The sequence below is a fragment of the Meridianimarinicoccus zhengii genome, assembly GCF_003254465.1.
Classification (GTDB): Bacteria; Pseudomonadota; Alphaproteobacteria; order Rhodobacterales; family Rhodobacteraceae; genus Meridianimarinicoccus; species Meridianimarinicoccus zhengii.
Window position 1 is genome coordinate 1 of record NZ_QDFI01000014.1, and the last position, 17,959, is coordinate 17,959.

Sequence of the window (17,959 nt, forward strand, 5' to 3'; positions counted from 1 at the left end):
GCCGCCCGTGCCCGCGCCGCCGCCTGCGCCGCCGCCCGCGCCGGGGGTGGACCCGCTGGCCGAGGCGTTGAAGACGACATTGTCCCCGATCACCACGTTATTGAGCGCCTTGAACCGTGCCGCATTGCTGCCGCGCAGCGTGACGGTATCGCCGTCGTTCAGAATGAAGTCGCCCTCGAAGGTGTAGGTCGTGATGCCGCCGGACGTCGAACTGGTGAAAGTCACGCCGTTGACCGAGCCGCCGGAAATCGCGCCGCCGAAATTGCCCGCGTCGGTGTTGACGAGAAAATCGAACGCCTGTGCCGGTCCGTGGGCGGCGACCGCGCACAGCGCGGCCAGCGATGTCGCGGCGAGGTGCCGCCTGGGATGGAATGAACGCATGGTCGTGATCTCCTCCATAAGTTGTCTCACGTCCGGCACCCTGCAGCGGTCGATTATTGGTTAATGTGTCATCGGGCACAAACGATCACAATTTTCCAAGATTTTGCATATTAGGGCTCGAGGCGGCGTGGTCAGGGGGCGGACCCGGACGACATGCCTTCCGCGTGTTGGCACGGCACGGTATGTGGAGCCCATGGTTGCCCTGAAATACATCTACGCCACCCGCGCCGCCGAAGGCACGATCCGCCCCGATCCCGCGCAGGAAGCGGTCCTGCCGGAGCTTGACCGCATCCGAGACGAACTTGCGGCCCCACCGCCGAAGCGCAGCATCTTCGGGCGTGCCCCGAAGCCCGTGCCGGTCAAGGGCCTGTATCTCTGGGGAGGGGTGGGGCGGGGCAAGTCGTACCTGATGGACCTGTTCGTCACCCATGCCGGCGTGCCCCGGCGCCGGGTGCATTTCCACGCCTTCATGCAGGAAATCCACGCGGGCATGACCGAAGCCCGCAAGCGCGGCGTGGACGACGCGCTTGCACCCGTGGCCGATAAGCTGGTGGCGGAGCTGCGCCTGCTCGCGTTCGACGAGATGCAGATCACCGACATCACGGACGCGATGATCGTGGGGCGGCTGTTCCAGCGGCTGTTCGACGGCGGGGTGACGGTGGTCACGACCTCGAACCGTCATCCGGACGAACTTTACAAGGACGGGCTGAACCGCGCCCTGTTCCTGCCCTTCATCGACCTCATCAAGGAGCGGATGACGGTCTGGGAACTGGCAGGACCGACCGATTACCGGCAGGATCGGCTGTCGGGTGAGCAGACCTATTTCCACCCGGCGGATGCGTCGGCCCGTGCAGCGGTGGATGCGATCTGGCACGACATGACCGGCGCGCCGCGCACCCGAGGGGGGGGCGGGACCGAGGCGGCGGTCAGCGCGGCAGCCCGAGGCGTTTCGGGGGAGGACGGGCTGACGCTGCGCGTGAAGGGGCGCGACGTCCATTTGCCGCGGTTCCGGGCGGGCGTGGCGCGCGTGTCCTTCTGGGATCTCTGCGGCGTGCCGCTTGGCGCGGCCGACTATCTTGCCGTGGCAGAGGCCGTGCGCGTCCTGATCCTGGAGGACGTGCCGCGGCTGGGGATCTCCAACTTCAACGAGGCCAAGCGCTTCGTGACGCTGGTCGATACGCTGTACGAGGCCGGGACGCGGCTGATCGTGACCGCCGCGGACACACCCGACCAGCTTTATCTCGAAGGGGCGGGCGCGTTCGAATTCGAACGCACGGCATCGCGCCTGCACGAGATGCAGTCCGCCGACTGGGGCGCACGGTCCGATGCGGTGGACAGCCCCGGCGCGGCGGGGTAGCACACCGCGACATCGGGATTTTTCGGCAGGGATGCACGGGTAGATGGACGGGGCCATGGACGATCTGCGGAACAGGTATCTGGCGGCCATCGCCGGCGCGGGCGACGAGAGCGCGCTGGAGGCGCTGCGTGTGCAGGCCGTGGGCAAGAAGGGCGAGATCAGCCTGAAGATGCGCGAATTGGGCAAGATGACGCCTGAGGAACGCCAGGCGGCGGGCCCCGCGCTGAACGCCCTGAAGGACGAGATCAACAGCGCGCTCGCAGCACGCAAGGCTGCCCTTACCGATGCGGCCCTCGAGGAACGCCTGCGGGCCGAATGGCTTGACGTGACGCTGCCCGCCCGCGGCGTGGCGCGCGGGATGGGCACTATCCATCCGGTCAGCCAGGTGATGGAGGAGGTCACGGCGATCTTCGCCGACATGGGCTTCGCCGTCGCCGAAGGCCCGCAGGTGGAAAGCGACTGGTACAATTTCGATGCGCTGAACATTCCCGGCCACCACCCCGCGCGCGCCGAAATGGACACGTTCTACATGGCGCGCGCGTCAGGCGACAACCGGCCCCCGCATGTGCTGCGGACCCATACCAGCCCGGTGCAGATCCGCACGATGGAAGCCCAGGGCGCGCCCCTGCGGATCATCGCGCCCGGCCGGGTCTATCGCGCCGATTACGACCAGACGCACACGCCGATGTTCCACCAGATCGAGGGGCTGGCGATCGACCGCGATATCTCCATGGCGAACCTGAAATGGGTGCTGGAGGAATTCTTCGCCGCCTTCTTCGAGCTGGACGGGATCAAGACCCGCTTCCGCGCGTCGCATTTCCCGTTTACCGAACCGTCCGCCGAGGTGGATATCCAGTGCACTTGGGTGGACGGGCAGTTGCGGATCGGCGAAGGCGACGATTGGCTGGAGGTGCTGGGTTCGGGCATGGTCCATCCCAAGGTGCTGGAAGCCGCCAAGGTCGATCCGGCACAGTGGCAGGGCTTCGCCTTCGGCATGGGCATCGACCGAATCGCCATGCTGAAATACGGCATCCCCGACCTGCGCGCGTTCTTCGATTCAGACCTGCGCTGGCTGCGCCATTACGGCTTCAGCGCGCTGGACGTGCCGACCTTGCATGGAGGGGTGAGCCGGTAGGCACAACAGCCGGGCGCAACCTAGGTCATATCAGGAGCAGTTGATCTCGTTCTGGACCGCACCGTTGTCGTGAAAGGTGTACATCGTATCTTCCAACTGCCAGAACACCTCGTGGCCGCCGCACCATTCGTCTCCGCTGCGGAACAGCGTTTCGCAGAAATTTCCGCCCGACATGCGCCACGTTCTTTCCCGCGTTACCGGCTCTCCGCCGAGCGGCGTGTTCGTTTTTGTCACCGTGCCATTTGTCCGGTAAGTATTGGTACCATTACCCACAACGTTGCCGTCAGAGTCATACGCCGTGATCTGGCAGGTGTTGCCGACATACTGCGCCGCGATCTGCTGGCCGGTCATCTGCGTCAGGCCACGCTGTAAAAGCGCTTCCTGATTAAGAGCGCCAGTTGACACCGGCGTGCAAGCGACAAGTGCCACGAGAGCTGTAATTTTCGCAATTACTTTCATGAAATATCCTCACTTTACATTCTTACCTAACGTAAAGAACATAAGGGATTCGGGTCAATCAATTTTCTTTTCCAAAACTGTTTTCATTGCGCAGAACGACAGCGCATTCGCGACGTGATCCGGGTCGCCCACCATTCTCGGTCCCGATGATGACGCGCTGCATGCCGCGCATCTCCGTCCCCGGCACCATATCCGGGCGCCGGCAGGGTCTGGAACCATCGTGCGTGACCGTGGCGCTGCGATCAACCGCGCAGCCAGCCGTCCGCGAAGGCGATCTCCTCGGACCCGGTGAGCGCCCGGAGACGATCTAGCTCCGCGTGCAGCCCCGCGATGCGCGCCTTGCCCATGCTCACCCCTGGCTCCGGCCAGAAGGCGCGCACGGCGATCCTGCCGCCCGACCGGCGCGCATCCAGCCGGCCGATCAGGCGGTCGCCCTGAAGCACGGGAAAGACGTAGTAGCCGTAGCGCCGTTTCGCTTCGGGCACGAAGATCTCGATCCGGTAGTGAAAGCCGAAAAGACGCTCCGCGCGGTCACGGTCGCGCAGGGCCGGATCGAACGGCGACAGGAGCCGGACGCGCGCGCCGGGCGCGGGTAGGCACATCGCCGCATCCAGAATCGCGGGCGTCGTGAAGCTGCGCCGGAACGTTCCGTCCGCCATCTCGATTCGCGCCTCGACGATGCGGCCCTCGGACTGGGCAGCGGCGCACCATTGCCGTGCCTCGTCCCGTGTCGCGATCTCGAAGAACGCGGCGATCTCGCCGCTCGTGCCAAAGCCGAGACGGGAGAGCCCCTGCCACATGGCCCAGTCCACGATGTCGCGGTCGTCGTGTCGGCGGTTGAGGTATTCCGCCGGGATCACGCGCTCGGCCAGGTCATAGACCTTGCGAAAGCCCTGCCGGTGACAGATCGCCAGCCGGCCGGAGCGCCAGAGAAACTCCAGCGCCGTCTTCGACGGATGCCAGTCCCACCAGCCTGACGATCCCTTCCTGTCGTCGCCGCCCAGATCGCGGGTGCTGACAGGCCCATGGTCGGTCACGTGGCGAAGGACCGTGTCGATTTCGTCGTCCCAGCCGGCGCGGCGCCCGGCCGTCCAGCGGTCACGGATACGCGCTGCGTCGCGGTCGAATTTCAGGCGCCACATCGGGTAGAACGCCATCGGGATGATCGCCGCGTCATGGGTCCAGTGTTCGAACGCCGTTCGATGCCGTGCGACCAGGGTGTCCAGCGCCCGCGGCCGGAACCGCCCGCGGCGGGACCACAGGATCAGGTCGTGGGCGCGCGCAAGCGTGTTGACGCTGTCCACCTGCACGAAGCCGAGGCGATGCAGAACATCGTCAAGGTCCGCGCCCGTGGCCGGCCCCAATCCCGGCCGCAGCAGCAGGTGCCGGTCAAGGAACAGGCGGCGTGGTTGCGCGTTGGTGAGGGTCGGGCGGGTCATTCGCAGGGACTATGGTCGTGGCCACGGACGGGATCAACGGCGAACCGCGCCACGGTGTCGACCGGGAGTGCGGCCGCATCGTCGGTGTCTCTTGCAGGCCGGGATTGGTGTCGCGCTGCCGAAACGGACCTGCGGCGGACCGACATCCGGCCCCACGTGGCTCCGCGTCATGCAACTGTTCCCGACAAGCTGCCGCTGACCGTCACGCGCGGGGTGCGGACCGGCCGTGGGAAGCGCGAAGAACGACCGGGCATTCAAGGCGCATCTGCTCGATGGTGGCCGGGCCATCCCGCAACAACGCCTGCGCGCACCACTGGCCCATTTCCCTGTGAGGCAGCAGTACCGTGGACAGCGCCGGGGACAGGTGCTGGGCGATTTCCTGGTCGTCATAGCCCATCACGGCGACGGTTTCGCCCGGGCGCTCGCCGATTTCCTTCAGCGCCTCGTAGCAGCCGACCGCCATCAGGTCGTTGGCGCAGAAGATCGCTTCGGGCCGTATCGGGCCACGCATCAGTTCAAGTGTCGCCGCGCGCCCGCCACTGGGCAGGAAGTTGCCTTCGGCCAGCAGCGCGGGGTCCAGCTCCATCCCCGCGGCGCGCATGGCCCGGGTGAAGCCTTCCTCGCGCTGGCGCGACGCGTCCATCCACCGCTCGCCGGTGATGAAGGCGATGCGCCGGTGCCCTTGGGCCAGGAGTGCATTGGTCGCCGCCTCGCCGCCGCGCCGTTCCGCCGGCACGATGGAGGCGAACCGCGCCTCCGCGTCGTAGCAGTTCATGAGCACCGCCCGGTGCCGGTTCAGGGCGCCGGGCAGCCGCGCCGGCCGGGTCAGGATCGAACCGTAGATGACCCCGTGCACGCCATCCGCGGCCCATTTCCGCAGCACCGCCGCTTCGTAGTCCGGATCGCCACCGGTCATCACGAATTCGACGATGGCGTCGTGCTTGCGCGCTTCTTCCTGCACGCCCTCGATCGAAATCGCGGCGAAGGGGCTCGTGGCGATTTCGTCCAGCATCACCCCGATGACCCGCTGCACGAGCGCCTTGGGCGGGCGCCCCGCCGAACGCGGGCGGTAGCCGAGCTCGGCCACTGCCTCCAGTACCCGCCGCCGCGTATCGGCACCGATGCGCATGTCTTCCATCCCGTTCAGGACGAAGGAGACGGTGGATTGGGACACGCCCGCGCGTGCGGCGACATCCTTCATGGTGACACGCGGTGCCGGCGGGGTCTCTTTCTCGCTCATGCTCCGACTATTGCAGCTTGACGGGTGATAATAAAGTTTGCTAAATATTTTTAGCAGCCAGTTTTGCGGCAGCACCGGCGAACTTTGGGAGGAGACGCCAGAATGCCACGACACCCAGGTCAGCGCTTCGCTCTGAGCCAGCGGCAGGCGGCGGTCGTTCTTCTGTTGCCGTTTCTCGCGGTCTATGGGCTGTTTCTCGTCTATCCCTTCTTCAAGGGCGTCTGGATCAGCCTGCACGACTGGAACCTGATGGAAGTCGCATTCAACCCCGACGCCAAGGCCTACGTGGGGCTTGAGAACTACGAACGGGTCATGTGGGGCCGCAATATCGTCTGGGGGGCGCTGGCCAGCCCTGTCCTTCAGATCATCGGGCTTATCGGCGTCTGCCTGAGCCTGTTCCTGCATCGCACAGGGCGCGCCGGGCGCACCACGGCGCTGACCATGGGTATTGCCGCAGTGCTTCTTTTCGTGCTTCCGGGCTTTCATCCGGGAGAGGAGGGGCGCTGGTTCGATCGTCGCTTCTGGCCCACGGTCGGCAACACGATCCTGTTCGTGGGGCTCGCAGTGCCGGGCGTCACCGTAACCGCGCTGCTGCTCGCGGCGGCGCTCAACGGCGAAACCCGCGCCAAGGCGACGCTGCGCACGCTGTTCTTTCTCAGCCAGGTGCTGTCGGTCACGGTCGTCACGCTGATCTGGCAGATCATGTTCTCGCCCCGGCAGGGCCTGATCGCCAACCTGACCGAGTTGTTCGGCGGCACACCCATTACGTGGCTGACCGCCGAAGGCTTCGCCATGGCCGCCATCGTGATCGCCACCATCTGGTGGTCGCTCGGGATCGCGATGATCCTGTTCCTCGCCGGACTTCAGGATATCTCGAAGGACCTCTACGAGGCCGCGGCGCTCGACAACGCGACCGGCACGCAGGCCTTCTGGCACATCACGTTGCCCAACCTGAAGCGGACCATCACCGTTGTCGTCGTGCTCCAGATCATCCTGCATTTCCAGGTTTTCGGGCAGTCGCACCTGATGACGAACGGCGGGCCCAACGACAGCACGCAGGTGCTTGTCCGCTACATCTACCAGACCGCGTTCCGCGACAGCGACCTGGGAAGGGCCTCGGCGATGGCGGTGTTCCTGTTCGTCATCATGGGCAGCTTTTCCATCCTCCAATTCGTGCTGGGCCGGGAGAAGGATCAATGAACCGCCACTACTACCGGCTCATCCTCGGCCTTTCGATCCCGGCCTTCCTGTGGCTGGTGCCGACGTTGTGGATGGTGTCGCTGTCGTTCCAGCCCAACGATGTGCTGGCGCGCACGACATCCACCACGGCGCTGGGGTTGATCCCGATCCCGTTCACTTGGGAAAACTACGCCGATCTGTTCCAGTTCGGGCAGGTGCCGGTCTGGTTTCTCAACTCGTTGATCGTATCCGTGGGCATGACGCTGGCGGTGCTGGCGGTATCGACCACCGCGGGCTACGCGTTGGCGCGGCTGGAGTTTCCCTTCAAGGAACCGCTGGTGGTGCTGTGCCTCATGGGCCTGATGGTGCCGGAGCAGGCGGTATTCATTCCGCTCTACACGATGTTTGCCGACTGGAACTGGCACAACAGCCACCACGCGTTGATCCTGCCGCGCGTCGCGGTGCCCATCGGGGTGTTCCTGATGATGCAGTTCTTCAAGGCGATCCCCCGCGACATCGAGGAAGCCGCGCGGATCGACGGGGTCGGCTGGCTGCAGATTTTCTGGCACGTCATGCTGCCGCTGGCGCGGCCCGCGATGATGACGCTGGCGATCCTGACGTTTCTCTATGCGTGGAACGATTACCTGTGGCCGCTCGTGTCGGCACAGCAGCGCGAGTTCTTCACCATCACGCTAGGCCTTGCGTCGATCCAGTCGAATTTCGCACAGGCCGAGGGGCTGGGCCGGGTCATGGCGTCGGGGGTCATCGCCTCGTTGCCCGTGGTGGTGCTGTTCCTGATTTTCCAACGCTACGTCGTGCGCGCCATGACCGCGGGCGGCACCAAGGGCTGAGGCCCGCTTTACCTGACAGGGAGGAAATCCATGAAACGGACAATTCTGGGCGCGACCGCGCTGCTGCTGGCCGTCACGGGCGCAACCGCGCAGGAGGTCACGGTCGGGCGCTTCTTCGGCGATTGCGAGGACGCGGGCACCGACACCAAGGCCAGCGTGGGCGAGGCCTGCATCATCCAGTCGATCATCAACGCCGCAGATGCGGAGCTTGACGGCGTCACCGTGGAAACCCTGCCCACGGACTGGGGCAACTACTATGACCAGATCAAGGCCGCCTATGCAGGCGGCACGCCGCCAGATGTCCATGTCATGCACCGCCACCGTGTACCCGAATTCGCCGGGATCGGGGCGCTTGCGGATCTGACCGACGATCTGGAAAATGCAGGTATCGACCCGGCGGACTGGGAAGCATCCGCGCTGGAAGCGGTCAGCTACAATGGCCGCATTGTCGGCGTGCCGATGGATTTCCACGCGAATCTCTGGCACGTCAACATGGACCTGATGGAGGCTGCCGGGCTGGTCGAGAACGGTGCACCGGTTCTGCCGTCCTCGCCCGAGGAACTTCTGGAACACGCGCAGGCCGTGAAGGATGCGACCGGGCAGGATTACCTTGCCGCCGATTTCGCGCAGTTCCCGCTGGGCGTGCGGATGGTGCTGGCACTGATCTGGCAGCAGGGATCGAACGTGTTCGATGGCGATACCGCCACCATCGACACGCCCGAGGCCCGCAACGCCATCGCCGCGGTCACCCAACTCTTCGATGCGGGGCTTGCAAACCCGCAGCTGAACTATGCCGACAGCCAGCAGGCATTCCTGAACGGCGAAGCGGCGATCCTTGTGAACGGCACCTGGGTCGTGGATTTCTACGCGTCCGAAGCCGCCAATCCCGAGACGGGCCTTAGCACCTACCATGCGGCCGATTTCCCGACGCTCTTCGCCGAAGGCGCGACCTGGGCGGACAGCCACATGTGGGCGATCCCCTCGCCGCTGAAGGCGAACGATCCCGAAACCTATGCCGCCGCGCTGCAGGTGCTCGCGTTCATCAATGATCACAATATCGACTGGGCGCGCACCGGGCACATGGCCGTGCGCACCTCCGTGCTCGAAAGCGACGCATACGCCGCCTTGCCGCATCGCGACGAATACGCCGGCACCGCCGAAATCGCCCGCGACACGCCCCCTTCGGAACGCTACGGCGCCATCCAGGACGTGCTGAACCGAGAGTTGCAGGCGATCTGGCTGACCGGGAAATCGGTCGATGGCGCCCTGTCCGATGCCGAACTGGACGTGCAGGACCTGCTCGACCGCTGACTTCGTGACTGCGGCCCGTGCCTGACCGCGCGGGCCGCACCCGCCCGAACGACCGAAAGCCAGACCATGACACGCGACGCCCCTGCACGCTGGAGCACCGCACAGGCCAACGACTGGTGGAATGCCACCGGCTGGGTGTTCGGCTGCAATTTCATCCCGTCGTCGGCGGTGAACTTCCTTGAAATGTGGATGGGCGCGAGCTTCGACCGCGACACCATCGCGCGCGAACTGGGATGGGCTGCTGATCTCGGAATGAATTCCATCCGCACGAACCTGCATTTCCTCGTATGGAAGCACGATCGCGACGGGCTGCTTGACCGGTTCGACTGGTTCCTGCGGACCGCTGCCGAGCGCGGCCTGACGGTCATGCCGGTGCTGTTCGACGATTGCGGGTTCGGCGGGGCGGAACCGGTATATGGCCCGCAGCCCGACCCCGTGCCCGGTATACATAATAGCCGCGCCGTCGCCTCGCCGGGGCGCGCGGCGGTGACGGATCGCACGCTCTGGCCCGATTTCCGCGCCTATGTTCAGGACATCCTTGGAGCCCACCGCGACGATCCGCGCGTGCTGGCATGGGATCTGTACAACGAGCCGGGCAACCGGATGATCTTTCCCGCGCAGGGGGGCTACGCCGAACACGACCCGGCGATGACGCCGCACAGCGTCGCGCTGATGGAGGACACGTTCGGCTGGGCCCGCGAACTTGCGCCGGTGCAGCCACTGACGGTGGCCGCGTGGCGCACGCCGAAACTGGGCCATGACGCGCCTGCCTTCGACGATCCGGTGGATCGTCGCGCGCTCGCGCTGTCGGATATCGTCACGTTTCACGCGTATTGCGACCTTGCGCACGCACGGCGCTTCGCCGCGCAGCTTGCACCGCTCGGGCGCCCGATGCTGACGACCGAATGGATGGCGCGGACCATCTACAGCCGCATCGCGGACCAGTTGCCGTTCTACCGCGACCGGGGGATCGGGGCCTATAACTGGGGTCTCGTGCGGGGACGGACCCAGACGGACCAGCCATGGCCGCGGGAGCTTGAGGCGCTGCACGGCCATGTCCATGCGCCCGACCTGTGGTTCCACGACCTGCTCTGGCCCGACGGGCGCGCCTATGACCCCGCCGAATGCGCGGTCATGGCCAGACTGACCGACACGTAAGAAGCGCGAAAGATCGCGAAAGGGGGGAACAGTGTCCGGCGTCCAGCTTCAGAACATCACCAAGACATACGGCAATGTGCAGGTCATCCACGGGATCGACCTGTCGATCTCAGACGGGGAATTCTGCGTTTTCGTGGGTCCGTCCGGCTGCGGGAAGTCCACGCTCATGCGGATGGTGGCCGGGCTAGAGAAAACCACCGGCGGCAGCATCAACATCGGGGGGCGCGAAGTCACGCGGCTCGACCCGTCCCAGCGCGGCGTGGCGATGGTGTTCCAGACCTACGCGCTTTATCCGCACATGACCGTGGCCGAGAACATGGGCTTCGGGTTGAAGATGAATGGCATGCCGAAGGCGGAGGTCGCTGAAAAGGTGAACGAAGCCGCGCGTATCTTGCAGCTCGAACCGCTGCTGGACCGCAAGCCCAAGGCCCTGTCCGGCGGGCAGCGCCAGCGCGTCGCCATCGGGCGGACCATCGTGCGCGGGCCCGAAGTGTTCCTCTTCGACGAGCCGCTGTCGAACCTCGACGCGGAACTGCGCGTGGACATGCGGGTCGAGATCGCCAAGCTGCACAAGCAGATCGGCGCGACGATGATCTATGTCACCCACGACCAGGTGGAGGCGATGACGCTGGCGGACAAGATCGTCGTGCTGCGCGCGGGGCGGGTCGAACAGGTCGGTGCGCCGATGGATCTTTATAACGATCCCGACAACCGCTTCGTCGCCGGGTTCATCGGGTCGCCCGCGATGAATTTCTTGAAGGGCCAGGTCGAAGACGGCGGGCTGGCCATATCCGCGCTGGACTCGGCCCCAGCGACCGATCTTCGCCTGCCCGCGGATGGCACCGGAGTCGAATTCGGCCTCCGTCCGGAACACATGCGGGTCGATCCCGCGGGACGTGGCTTCCGGCTGGACCTCGTGGAGAAACTGGGCGGGGTGTCCTATGCCTATCTGGAGGCCCGAACCGGCGAGCGGCTTGTCGTGGCCGAGAGCGGAGAGTCCGATCTTGTCGACGACATGGAGGTGGGCCTGTCCTTCGATCCGGCTCAGGCCTTTCTGTTCGACGCGCAAACGGGAAAACGCATCCGCTGACCGGTGGGTGCGGGCTGCTCATGGGTCGATCCGGAACCTTGTCCGGAAGGAACGGCAGTACGACGAGACCGAGGACTGTCGAGCCCGACAACTTGACGTTGGCAATGCCATTCCTGCGGCTGGTGCGGTCGCGGCATGCTGCCGTGCCCAAGGGCCCAGCCGGTCATTGCGTCGACACCAAAGGTGAGATCCGGTTCCATGGCCCCCTCGGCCAAAATGCGCGCATTCCGCGCGCAGGCCTGAGCGGGGGGTGAGAGGCTGGACAACGACCCAAGCGGGGCTCGTTACGGCTGCTTCCTTCCGGACCTGACCGGGTTGGCGAGGCGCCTGCCCGCGCCAACCTCTCGATGGTTTAGGTAAGGCAAGCGGCGACCGTCCGCAAGGGGGGGTCAGGCCCGGCGCAGCGTATCGCGCAAGGCGAAGACGGTATCGCGCAGGGCCGCGATCTCGGACTGGGAAAGACCGGCGCGGTCGGCGATGCAGCCCGGTACATGGGCGGCGCGGTCCCGCATGGCGGTTCCTGCATCGGTCAGTGTCACCAGGACGCGCCGCTCGTCGCGTTCGCTGCGATGACGCGCCACGAGGCCCATCGCTTCGAGACGTTTGACCAGCGGTGTCAGCGTGCTCGATTCAAGTTGCAGGATGTGCCCGATGGTGCCCATGCTTTGTGACCCCGGTGACGACCAGAGCGCGCTGAGCACGAGATACTGGGGGTAGGTCAGGCCAAGTTCCGCCAGCAGCGGCGCATAGGCGGACTGCATCGCATGGGTTGCGGAATAGAGGGCGAAGCACAGCATGTCGGATGGCGGCAGGGTCATCCCCGATTATTAGATCGCGCGCGATTTTATTGCAAGCGATTGACCGAGGCCGGACAGCAGGTTACCCATCCGACACGATCTGATTGCAAACGAAGGGAGCGGACGATGAGCGTCGATACGAAATACTGGACGGAGGCCCATGCGAGTGGCGGCGGGCGCGATGGCGTCGCGAAGCTGGCCTCGGGGATGTTGACCGCCACGATGGTGCCGCCGAAGGAACTGGGCGGGTCCGGCGCCGGGCACAACCCGGAAGAGCTGTTCGCGGTGGGGTATGCGGCCTGCTACCTTGGCGCGATGCGGCACGCGGCGCAAAGCGAGAAGCTGGGCGAGGTGCCGTCCGACGCCACCGTGAAGGCCCATGTGGGCATCGGTCCGCGCGACGATGGCGGCTTCGGGCTGAAGGTGAAGCTGGAGGTGTCGCTGCCGGGCGTGGACAAGGCGACCGCCGAGACGATCACCGAGCGGGGGCATTTCATCTGCCCCTATTCCAACGCGACCAAGGGCAATATCGAGGTCGAGACGGTTCTCGTCTGATCGCGCCGCCCGGGTGTGGCAGGAGACGCCGGGTCAAGCCCGGCGCGGCGCAGGTCTGTTGCCCCGACAGTACCGCCTGGGATATGGTGCGCCGGGCTTGACCCGGCGCCTCCCCCGGGCTTCATGTCAGGCTGCGTTCGGCCCAGCCCGCGAAAGTCTTTTCCAGCGCCACCACGATGTAATAAAGCACGATCCCCAGCACCGCGAGGGCGATCAGGACCGCGAACATCAGCGGGTAGTCCGAACTGATCTTGCCGCTGTCGAAGAGCGCGCCCAAGCCCCGGCCATGGGGGGAAATGATCTCCATCAGGTTGGTGCCGATGAAGGCCAGCGTGACCGCGACCTTCAGCGCGCCGAAGAACTCTGGCAGCGTCTTGGGCAGGGCGATCTTCCAAAACACGGTCATCTGGGATGCCCCAAGGCTGCGCAGGATGTCGCGGTACTCCGGCTCCAGCGTGCTCAGCCCGATCGACACGGACACGGCGATGGGGAAAAATGAGATCATGAACGCCACGAGAATCGTGTTCATGTCATGCTGGCCCACGAACATCAGCGCGAGGATCGGCACCACGGTCGCCTTTGGGATGGCGTTGAAGCCCACGAGCAGCGGGTAAAGCCCGTCACGCACCGTGCGCGAAAAGCCCATGACCATGCCGATAGCGACCCCCACGACGATGGCGAGCGCGAGGCCGGCGACCGTGCGCCAGAGAGTCTGCCAGCCGTATTCGACAAAGAGCCAGCGGAATTTCCAGAACGCGGGCCACAGGTCGCTGGGCGCGGCCATCTTGTAGGTCGGCCAGCCGTTGACCCAGACCAGCCACTCCCAGCCCGCGAGGAACAGCGCCATGGCAACGAGCGGCACGGCGATCTTGCGCACCCGGTTCATTGCGCGGCCTGCGCGGTCGCCTCGGCGGGTGCGCGACCCTGGGCGACCTGTATCTGCTGGCGCAGCGTGGCGAGCATCTCGGTCGCGGTCGACCCATAAAGATCGTCGAGTGTCCGGTCACGGGGCAGGGCGTTCTCCATCACGTATTGCGACCGCGCCGGGCGGCCCGACAACACCACGATGCTGTCGGCGAGAAACACGCTTTCGCGCAGGTCGTGTGTGATGAGCACGGCGGTGAATTTTTCCTCGACCCGCAGTCGTGCCATGGTCTGCCACAGGTCTTCGCGGGTGAACGCGTCGAGCGCACCGAAGGGCTCGTCGAGGATCAGCACCTCGGGCCGGTGGACGAGCGCCCGACACAGCGAAGCACGCTGGCGCATGCCGCCGGACAGTTCAGAGGGGCGCTTGTCCTCGAACCCTTCCAGCCCCACCAGAGCCAGCAGGTCGCGGGCGCGCGCCTCCTGATCGGACTTAGACTTGCGTTGCCCGACGATCTCCAGCGGCAGCATCACGTTGCGCAGGATCGTGCGCCATTCCAGCAGCACCGGGTTCTGGAAGGCCATGCCGACCGTCGGGCGGGGCGATGTGACCATCTTGCCGCCCAGCCAGACCTGTCCTTCGTCGGGCCGCATCAACCCGGCGATCAACCGCGTCAGCGTGGACTTGCCGCAACCCGAAGGGCCGACCACGGCGGTAAAGCTGCCCTCGGCCATCCTGATCGAAAGATTGTCGAGCACCGGCAGGGGGCCCGCATCGGTCCGGTAGGCATGGGTGATCTCGCGCAATTCGATATGCGCCGGTGTATAGGTCATTGTGGCCCGGTGGTTTCGGGGGGCGGGCGCATGGCCCGCCCCGGAGGTCAGTTCAGCGCGACGCCGCCTTCGGGCAGATAGGCATCGGTGAAATAGAGCGCGGCATCCGGTTCGTTCTGGAACTCATAGGTCTCCTTGATCTGTTCGAGCGCGCGGGCCATGCGGTCCGGGTCGATGCCGCCCATGCCGTTTTCAAGCACATAGGGCGTGACCACGTTGGCCTCGAGCGCGAGTTGCAGCCGCCGGGTTTCCAGCGCCGCGTCGCCCGCCGGGTTGCGCTCCAGCAATTGCGCGACCGCGGCCTCCGGATCGGCGATCGCGTCCTTCCAGCCCTGGCCCACGGCGGCGACGAAGCCGCGCACGGCGTCGGGGTTCTCGGCCGCGAAATCCGTGTTCACGATAATCGCATTGCCGTAAAGGTCCAGCCCGTGATCCGCCATCAGGATCGTCGAGATATCGTCCTCCGGCACGCCGAGCCGCACGAGGTTCAGGTAGCTGGAAAAGTTGAAACCCGTGACGGCATCGACCTGCCCTTCAGCCAGCATCGGTTCGCGTGTCGGAAAGCCCACGGGTTCCACCGTGATCTTCGACATGTCGAGATCGTTGGCCGACGCGAAGGGGGCGAACTGCGCCCATGCGCCATCCGGCGGTGGTGCGCCGAGGATCCGGCCTTCGAGATCCTTGGGAGCCTCCACGCCCAGGCTGCGGCGGCCCACGACCGCGAAGGGGGGCTTGTCATAGGTCATCATGATGGCGATGATCGGTGCGCCCGGATTCTGGTCGAGAAATTTCACAAGGCTGTTGATATCGGCAAATCCCAGCGGATAGGCGCCCGTGGCGACCTTCGGGATCGCGTCGAGCGAGCCCTGGCCCGCCGTGACCGTCACTTCCAGCCCTTCCGCCGCGAAATGGCCGTTGTCGATGGCCGCGAAATAGGGCGCGGCCGGGCCTTCGAATTTCCAGTCGAGGGCAAAGTCGATGCTGGTCTGGGCGCCGGCAGGCGCTGTCGCCAGACCTGCAAGCAATCCGGCGGCCAGAGCCAGTGCGCCAAGTGCACGGTGGAACATGAGTGCTGATCCTTTCATCGGGTTCGGTCTGCGGTGACCTTCGTGTCTGTCGCTGTCTGCGCCGACCGTATCGGCGGATGCGGCCCGCGCCAGATACCCGGCGCCCACGCTGCGCGCGAAACGATGGACATACCAGCATTCGACCATTTTCGCGTCAAGTGCGCCATGTTTTTGTGCAGTGCTGAATCGAGCGGTATCAGACGAACAGGCGGATGCACCGGAAACCGGCCGCGTCACGGCCCGCGTCCTCCATCCGGACGGCACCGCCGCCGTGGCTTTCGCACCGGACATGGGGGGCAGTGCGCGCGATGACGCTGGTCCCGAGCGGGGCGAAGTCCCAGGGCGCGGGCCCGGTGTCGCCGATGGTCCCCCGCCCGCCGAGATGGTCCAGCAGGACATCGCGCAGGGTGCCGCGGCTGAACAGGCGCGGGGTGTGGCGCGGGATCATCCGGAACCCGCCGCCGCCATTCGCGCGAAAACTGTTGGTGGCCACGGCGAAGCGGTCACTGTCTGCAACCGGGCGCCCGGCATAGGTCAGCCCCACGATCCGGCCCATGCCAGCCCCGCCGCCAAGCCGCGACCCGGTCGCCGTGTCGAACAGCGGCGGACGTGAAAGGTCGATGGTGTAGCGCACCCCGTGCAATTCATCGAGCGTGTAGGACGGCGCGCGCGGATCGAGCAGCGGCAGGTCGCTGCACCCCTGCGGCACGGTGTTATAGGCGGACACGGTCCGTTCCAGCCAGGCCCGCAGGTCCGCCCCCGTGATGGCGAGCACGCAGAGCCGGTTGGGAAAGGGTGACAATTCCACGAGATGGCGCAGCCGCAGCGGCCCCGCGGGAATGTCGATGAACCCATCCGGACCTGCAGGTCCGCCGGCCTTGAACGGGGCTACGGCGGACAGGATCGGCAGCCCGTCCAGCGTGCTTCCCGCAACGAGCCGTGCGGCTGTGGCAGCCTGCGCCTGCGCCAGAAGGGTCATGGCCGGCGCGGCCACCGCCATGGGCAGCACCGCGTGCAGCCGCGTGCGCGCATGGCCGACCGTCTTGGCCATCTCTGCCCGGGTGGCCGCATGGTCGGCGCGCGTCAGGTCCAGGACATCGGCCTGCGGCGACGCGGCGGCCGCGCTGTGCAGGGTCACGCGGCTGTCCGCAACGCGCCAGCCGTATGTTCCCCCGCCGGTGTCCCGCGGCCCGAGCGTGAGATCCATCACCGCAAGGTCGCTTCCGAAAGCGCCGGCCATGGCCGCGGGTTTGCCCGCTAGGCGCCCGGCGCGCGCATCCACCCCCTGCAACCCGTCATAATCGGGGCCGGGCAGGCGGCGGTGGCTGTGCCCGGTCAGCACGGCATCGACGCCGGGCAGTGCCGCGATGGCGAAGCTGGGGTCCTCGGCCATGTCCTCGGCGCTTGGCGCACCCGGCCCGCCATGGCTGAGCGCGATCACCACATCGGCGCCCGCCGCGCGCAGGGCGGGCAGGTGTGCCGCAACGACCTCGACCGCATCGCGGGCGGCGATATCCCCGCGCAGCACCGCGGCATCCCAAATCGCGGTCTGGGGCGGCGCCGTCGCGATCACCCCGATGGCGATGTCATGATCCTGTCCCCGATCGTCGGCGATGCGCCGCCGCAGGATGCACCAGGGCGGCGCGAAATGGGTGTCGAGTGTAGGACCCTCGCCCAGTTCGGTCACGAGATTGGCGCACAGGAACGGAAAGCGTGCCTTGCCGATCGCGCGGCGCAGAGGGTCCAGCCCATAGTTGAAATCGTGATTGCCGAGCGCGGCGGCATCGTAGCCCATCGCGTTCATGGCCCGGATGACCGGGTGCACGGCGTCTGGGACGTTGCGGGCCGCGGCCCAGTCGGTCATCGCGGTGCCCTGAAGGATATCGCCGCAATCCAGCAGCAGGCTGGCGGGCGCGTCCTGCCGTGCGGCCGTCACGAGCGTCGCGATGCCTGCCAGCCCGCGGCCCGGCGCGGTCCGGTCCGTCTGGTAGTCGAACGGCCAGACATGGCCATGCAGATCTGTCGTGCACAGGATTCGCAGCCGAAGCGTGCGCTCCCAGGGTTCCGCAGGTTCGGTCACGGGAGAATGGGTGCCCTTATATAACGGCGGATTTCCGCTCATCGTCACGAGTCGCGATCGGTGTTGCAACTGATGGTTGATGCGCTCCGGCCGTGAGGGCAGGTGTGTTGCACACGCGCCATGGACCCCCGGCGGTCTGCTTGCGCGCGACGGCGGATAGGA

Annotated in this window: 17 protein-coding genes and 1 other RNA gene; 8 read left to right on the forward strand and 10 right to left on the reverse strand. The window is 66.1% G+C overall.

Annotation, left to right across the window (positions count from 1 at the left end):
* Positions 1-381: hypothetical protein (locus DDE13_RS06455; protein WP_449288503.1), on the reverse strand; the 381-nt coding region annotated here is incomplete at its 3' end.
* 193 nt (positions 382-574) lie between these two features.
* On the opposite strand from DDE13_RS06455, the gene zapE reads away from it, so the two are divergent.
* Both zapE and pheS read left to right on the forward strand, forming a co-directional pair.
* Entirely contained in the window at positions 575-1,738 is a 1,164-nt protein-coding gene (gene zapE / locus DDE13_RS06460) for a cell division protein ZapE (protein WP_111402642.1), read from the forward strand.
* 55 nt (positions 1,739-1,793) lie between these two features.
* The gene (pheS, locus tag DDE13_RS06465) at positions 1,794-2,873 is read left to right on the forward strand and encodes a phenylalanine--tRNA ligase subunit alpha (RefSeq protein ID WP_111402761.1); all 1,080 of its coding nucleotides are present in this window, start codon (positions 1,794-1,796) and stop codon (positions 2,871-2,873) included.
* Positions 2,874-2,903: 30 nt separating this feature from the next.
* Here the strand turns inward: pheS and DDE13_RS06470 are convergent, their stop codons facing one another.
* From DDE13_RS06470 to DDE13_RS06480, 3 genes are all read right to left on the reverse strand, one after another.
* Positions 2,904-3,332, reverse strand: coding sequence for a hypothetical protein (locus DDE13_RS06470; protein ID WP_162630885.1), 429 nt, complete (start codon positions 3,330-3,332; stop codon positions 2,904-2,906).
* A gap of 242 nt (positions 3,333-3,574) precedes the next feature.
* The gene (locus tag DDE13_RS06475; RefSeq protein ID WP_111402646.1) at positions 3,575-4,771 is read right to left on the reverse strand and encodes a winged helix-turn-helix domain-containing protein; all 1,197 of its coding nucleotides are present in this window, start codon (positions 4,769-4,771) and stop codon (positions 3,575-3,577) included.
* Between the two features lie 202 nt (positions 4,772-4,973).
* Positions 4,974-6,011 (reverse strand): LacI family DNA-binding transcriptional regulator, encoded by a 1,038-nt coding sequence (locus DDE13_RS06480; protein ID WP_111402648.1) that lies wholly within the window; start codon positions 6,009-6,011, stop codon positions 4,974-4,976.
* Positions 6,012-6,113: 102 nt separating this feature from the next.
* Between DDE13_RS06480 and DDE13_RS06485 the strand changes: the two genes are divergently transcribed.
* From DDE13_RS06485 to DDE13_RS06505, 5 genes are all read left to right on the forward strand, one after another.
* Positions 6,114-7,211, forward strand: coding sequence for a carbohydrate ABC transporter permease (locus tag DDE13_RS06485; protein WP_111402650.1), 1,098 nt, complete (start codon positions 6,114-6,116; stop codon positions 7,209-7,211).
* Positions 7,208-8,041 (forward strand): carbohydrate ABC transporter permease, encoded by an 834-nt coding sequence (locus tag DDE13_RS06490; protein ID WP_111402652.1) that lies wholly within the window; start codon positions 7,208-7,210, stop codon positions 8,039-8,041. Before DDE13_RS06485 ends, DDE13_RS06490 begins: the two co-directional genes overlap by 4 nt.
* A gap of 30 nt (positions 8,042-8,071) precedes the next feature.
* The gene (locus DDE13_RS06495; protein WP_111402654.1) at positions 8,072-9,352 is read left to right on the forward strand and encodes an extracellular solute-binding protein; all 1,281 of its coding nucleotides are present in this window, start codon (positions 8,072-8,074) and stop codon (positions 9,350-9,352) included.
* Positions 9,353-9,418: 66 nt separating this feature from the next.
* Entirely contained in the window at positions 9,419-10,510 is a 1,092-nt protein-coding gene (locus DDE13_RS06500) for a 1,4-beta-xylanase (protein WP_111402656.1), read from the forward strand.
* A 31-nt stretch (positions 10,511-10,541) separates the two neighbouring features.
* Positions 10,542-11,600: an ABC transporter ATP-binding protein gene (locus tag DDE13_RS06505; protein WP_111402658.1), complete on the forward strand. Its 1,059-nt coding sequence runs from the start codon at positions 10,542-10,544 to the stop codon at positions 11,598-11,600.
* A 249-nt stretch (positions 11,601-11,849) separates the two neighbouring features.
* Here the strand turns inward: DDE13_RS06505 and ffs are convergent.
* Positions 11,850-11,946: signal recognition particle sRNA small type (ffs, locus tag DDE13_RS06510), an RNA gene on the reverse strand.
* Positions 11,947-11,989: 43 nt separating this feature from the next.
* Positions 11,990-12,418: a MarR family winged helix-turn-helix transcriptional regulator gene (locus DDE13_RS06515; RefSeq protein WP_235868615.1), complete on the reverse strand. Its 429-nt coding sequence runs from the start codon at positions 12,416-12,418 to the stop codon at positions 11,990-11,992.
* Between the two features lie 105 nt (positions 12,419-12,523).
* On the opposite strand from DDE13_RS06515, the gene DDE13_RS06520 reads away from it, so the two are divergent.
* Positions 12,524-12,952: an organic hydroperoxide resistance protein gene (locus DDE13_RS06520; RefSeq protein ID WP_111402660.1), complete on the forward strand. Its 429-nt coding sequence runs from the start codon at positions 12,524-12,526 to the stop codon at positions 12,950-12,952.
* 121 nt (positions 12,953-13,073) lie between these two features.
* On the opposite strand, the gene DDE13_RS06525 is transcribed toward DDE13_RS06520, so the two are convergent.
* The 4 genes from DDE13_RS06525 to DDE13_RS06540 all read right to left on the reverse strand — a co-directional run bounded on the left by DDE13_RS06525 (position 13,074) and on the right by DDE13_RS06540 (position 17,797).
* Positions 13,074-13,838, reverse strand: coding sequence for an ABC transporter permease (locus DDE13_RS06525; RefSeq protein WP_111402662.1), 765 nt, complete (start codon positions 13,836-13,838; stop codon positions 13,074-13,076).
* The gene (locus tag DDE13_RS06530) at positions 13,835-14,650 is read right to left on the reverse strand and encodes an ABC transporter ATP-binding protein (protein ID WP_111402664.1); all 816 of its coding nucleotides are present in this window, start codon (positions 14,648-14,650) and stop codon (positions 13,835-13,837) included. Before DDE13_RS06530 ends, DDE13_RS06525 begins: the two co-directional genes overlap by 4 nt.
* A gap of 47 nt (positions 14,651-14,697) precedes the next feature.
* Positions 14,698-15,717: an ABC transporter substrate-binding protein gene (locus tag DDE13_RS06535; RefSeq protein ID WP_111402765.1), complete on the reverse strand. Its 1,020-nt coding sequence runs from the start codon at positions 15,715-15,717 to the stop codon at positions 14,698-14,700.
* A gap of 196 nt (positions 15,718-15,913) precedes the next feature.
* Positions 15,914-17,797 carry a 5'-nucleotidase C-terminal domain-containing protein gene (locus tag DDE13_RS06540; protein ID WP_162630886.1) on the reverse strand — a complete coding sequence of 628 codons (1,884 nt, stop codon included), beginning with the start codon at positions 17,795-17,797 and terminating at the stop codon, positions 15,914-15,916.
* Positions 17,798-17,959: the final 162 nt, after the last annotated feature.

Excerpts from the sequence above, each read along its gene's own strand:
- zapE (WP_111402642.1), top strand. The coding sequence starts at position 575 with ATGGTTGCCCTGAAATACATCTACGCCACCCGCGCCGCCGAAGGCACG.
- pheS (WP_111402761.1), top strand. The coding sequence starts at position 1,794 with ATGGACGATCTGCGGAACAGGTATCTGGCGGCCATCGCCGGCGCGGGC.
- DDE13_RS06470 (WP_162630885.1), bottom strand. The coding sequence starts at position 3,332 with ATGAAAGTAATTGCGAAAATTACAGCTCTCGTGGCACTTGTCGCTTGC.
- DDE13_RS06475 (WP_111402646.1), bottom strand. The coding sequence starts at position 4,771 with ATGACCCGCCCGACCCTCACCAACGCGCAACCACGCCGCCTGTTCCTT.
- DDE13_RS06480 (WP_111402648.1), bottom strand. The coding sequence starts at position 6,011 with ATGAGCGAGAAAGAGACCCCGCCGGCACCGCGTGTCACCATGAAGGAT.
- DDE13_RS06485 (WP_111402650.1), top strand. The coding sequence starts at position 6,114 with ATGCCACGACACCCAGGTCAGCGCTTCGCTCTGAGCCAGCGGCAGGCG.
- DDE13_RS06490 (WP_111402652.1), top strand. The coding sequence starts at position 7,208 with ATGAACCGCCACTACTACCGGCTCATCCTCGGCCTTTCGATCCCGGCC.
- DDE13_RS06495 (WP_111402654.1), top strand. The coding sequence starts at position 8,072 with ATGAAACGGACAATTCTGGGCGCGACCGCGCTGCTGCTGGCCGTCACG.
- DDE13_RS06500 (WP_111402656.1), top strand. The coding sequence starts at position 9,419 with ATGACACGCGACGCCCCTGCACGCTGGAGCACCGCACAGGCCAACGAC.
- DDE13_RS06515 (WP_235868615.1), bottom strand. The coding sequence starts at position 12,418 with ATGACCCTGCCGCCATCCGACATGCTGTGCTTCGCCCTCTATTCCGCA.
- DDE13_RS06520 (WP_111402660.1), top strand. The coding sequence starts at position 12,524 with ATGAGCGTCGATACGAAATACTGGACGGAGGCCCATGCGAGTGGCGGC.
- DDE13_RS06525 (WP_111402662.1), bottom strand. The coding sequence starts at position 13,838 with ATGAACCGGGTGCGCAAGATCGCCGTGCCGCTCGTTGCCATGGCGCTG.
- DDE13_RS06530 (WP_111402664.1), bottom strand. The coding sequence starts at position 14,650 with ATGACCTATACACCGGCGCATATCGAATTGCGCGAGATCACCCATGCC.
- DDE13_RS06535 (WP_111402765.1), bottom strand. The coding sequence starts at position 15,717 with ATGTTCCACCGTGCACTTGGCGCACTGGCTCTGGCCGCCGGATTGCTT.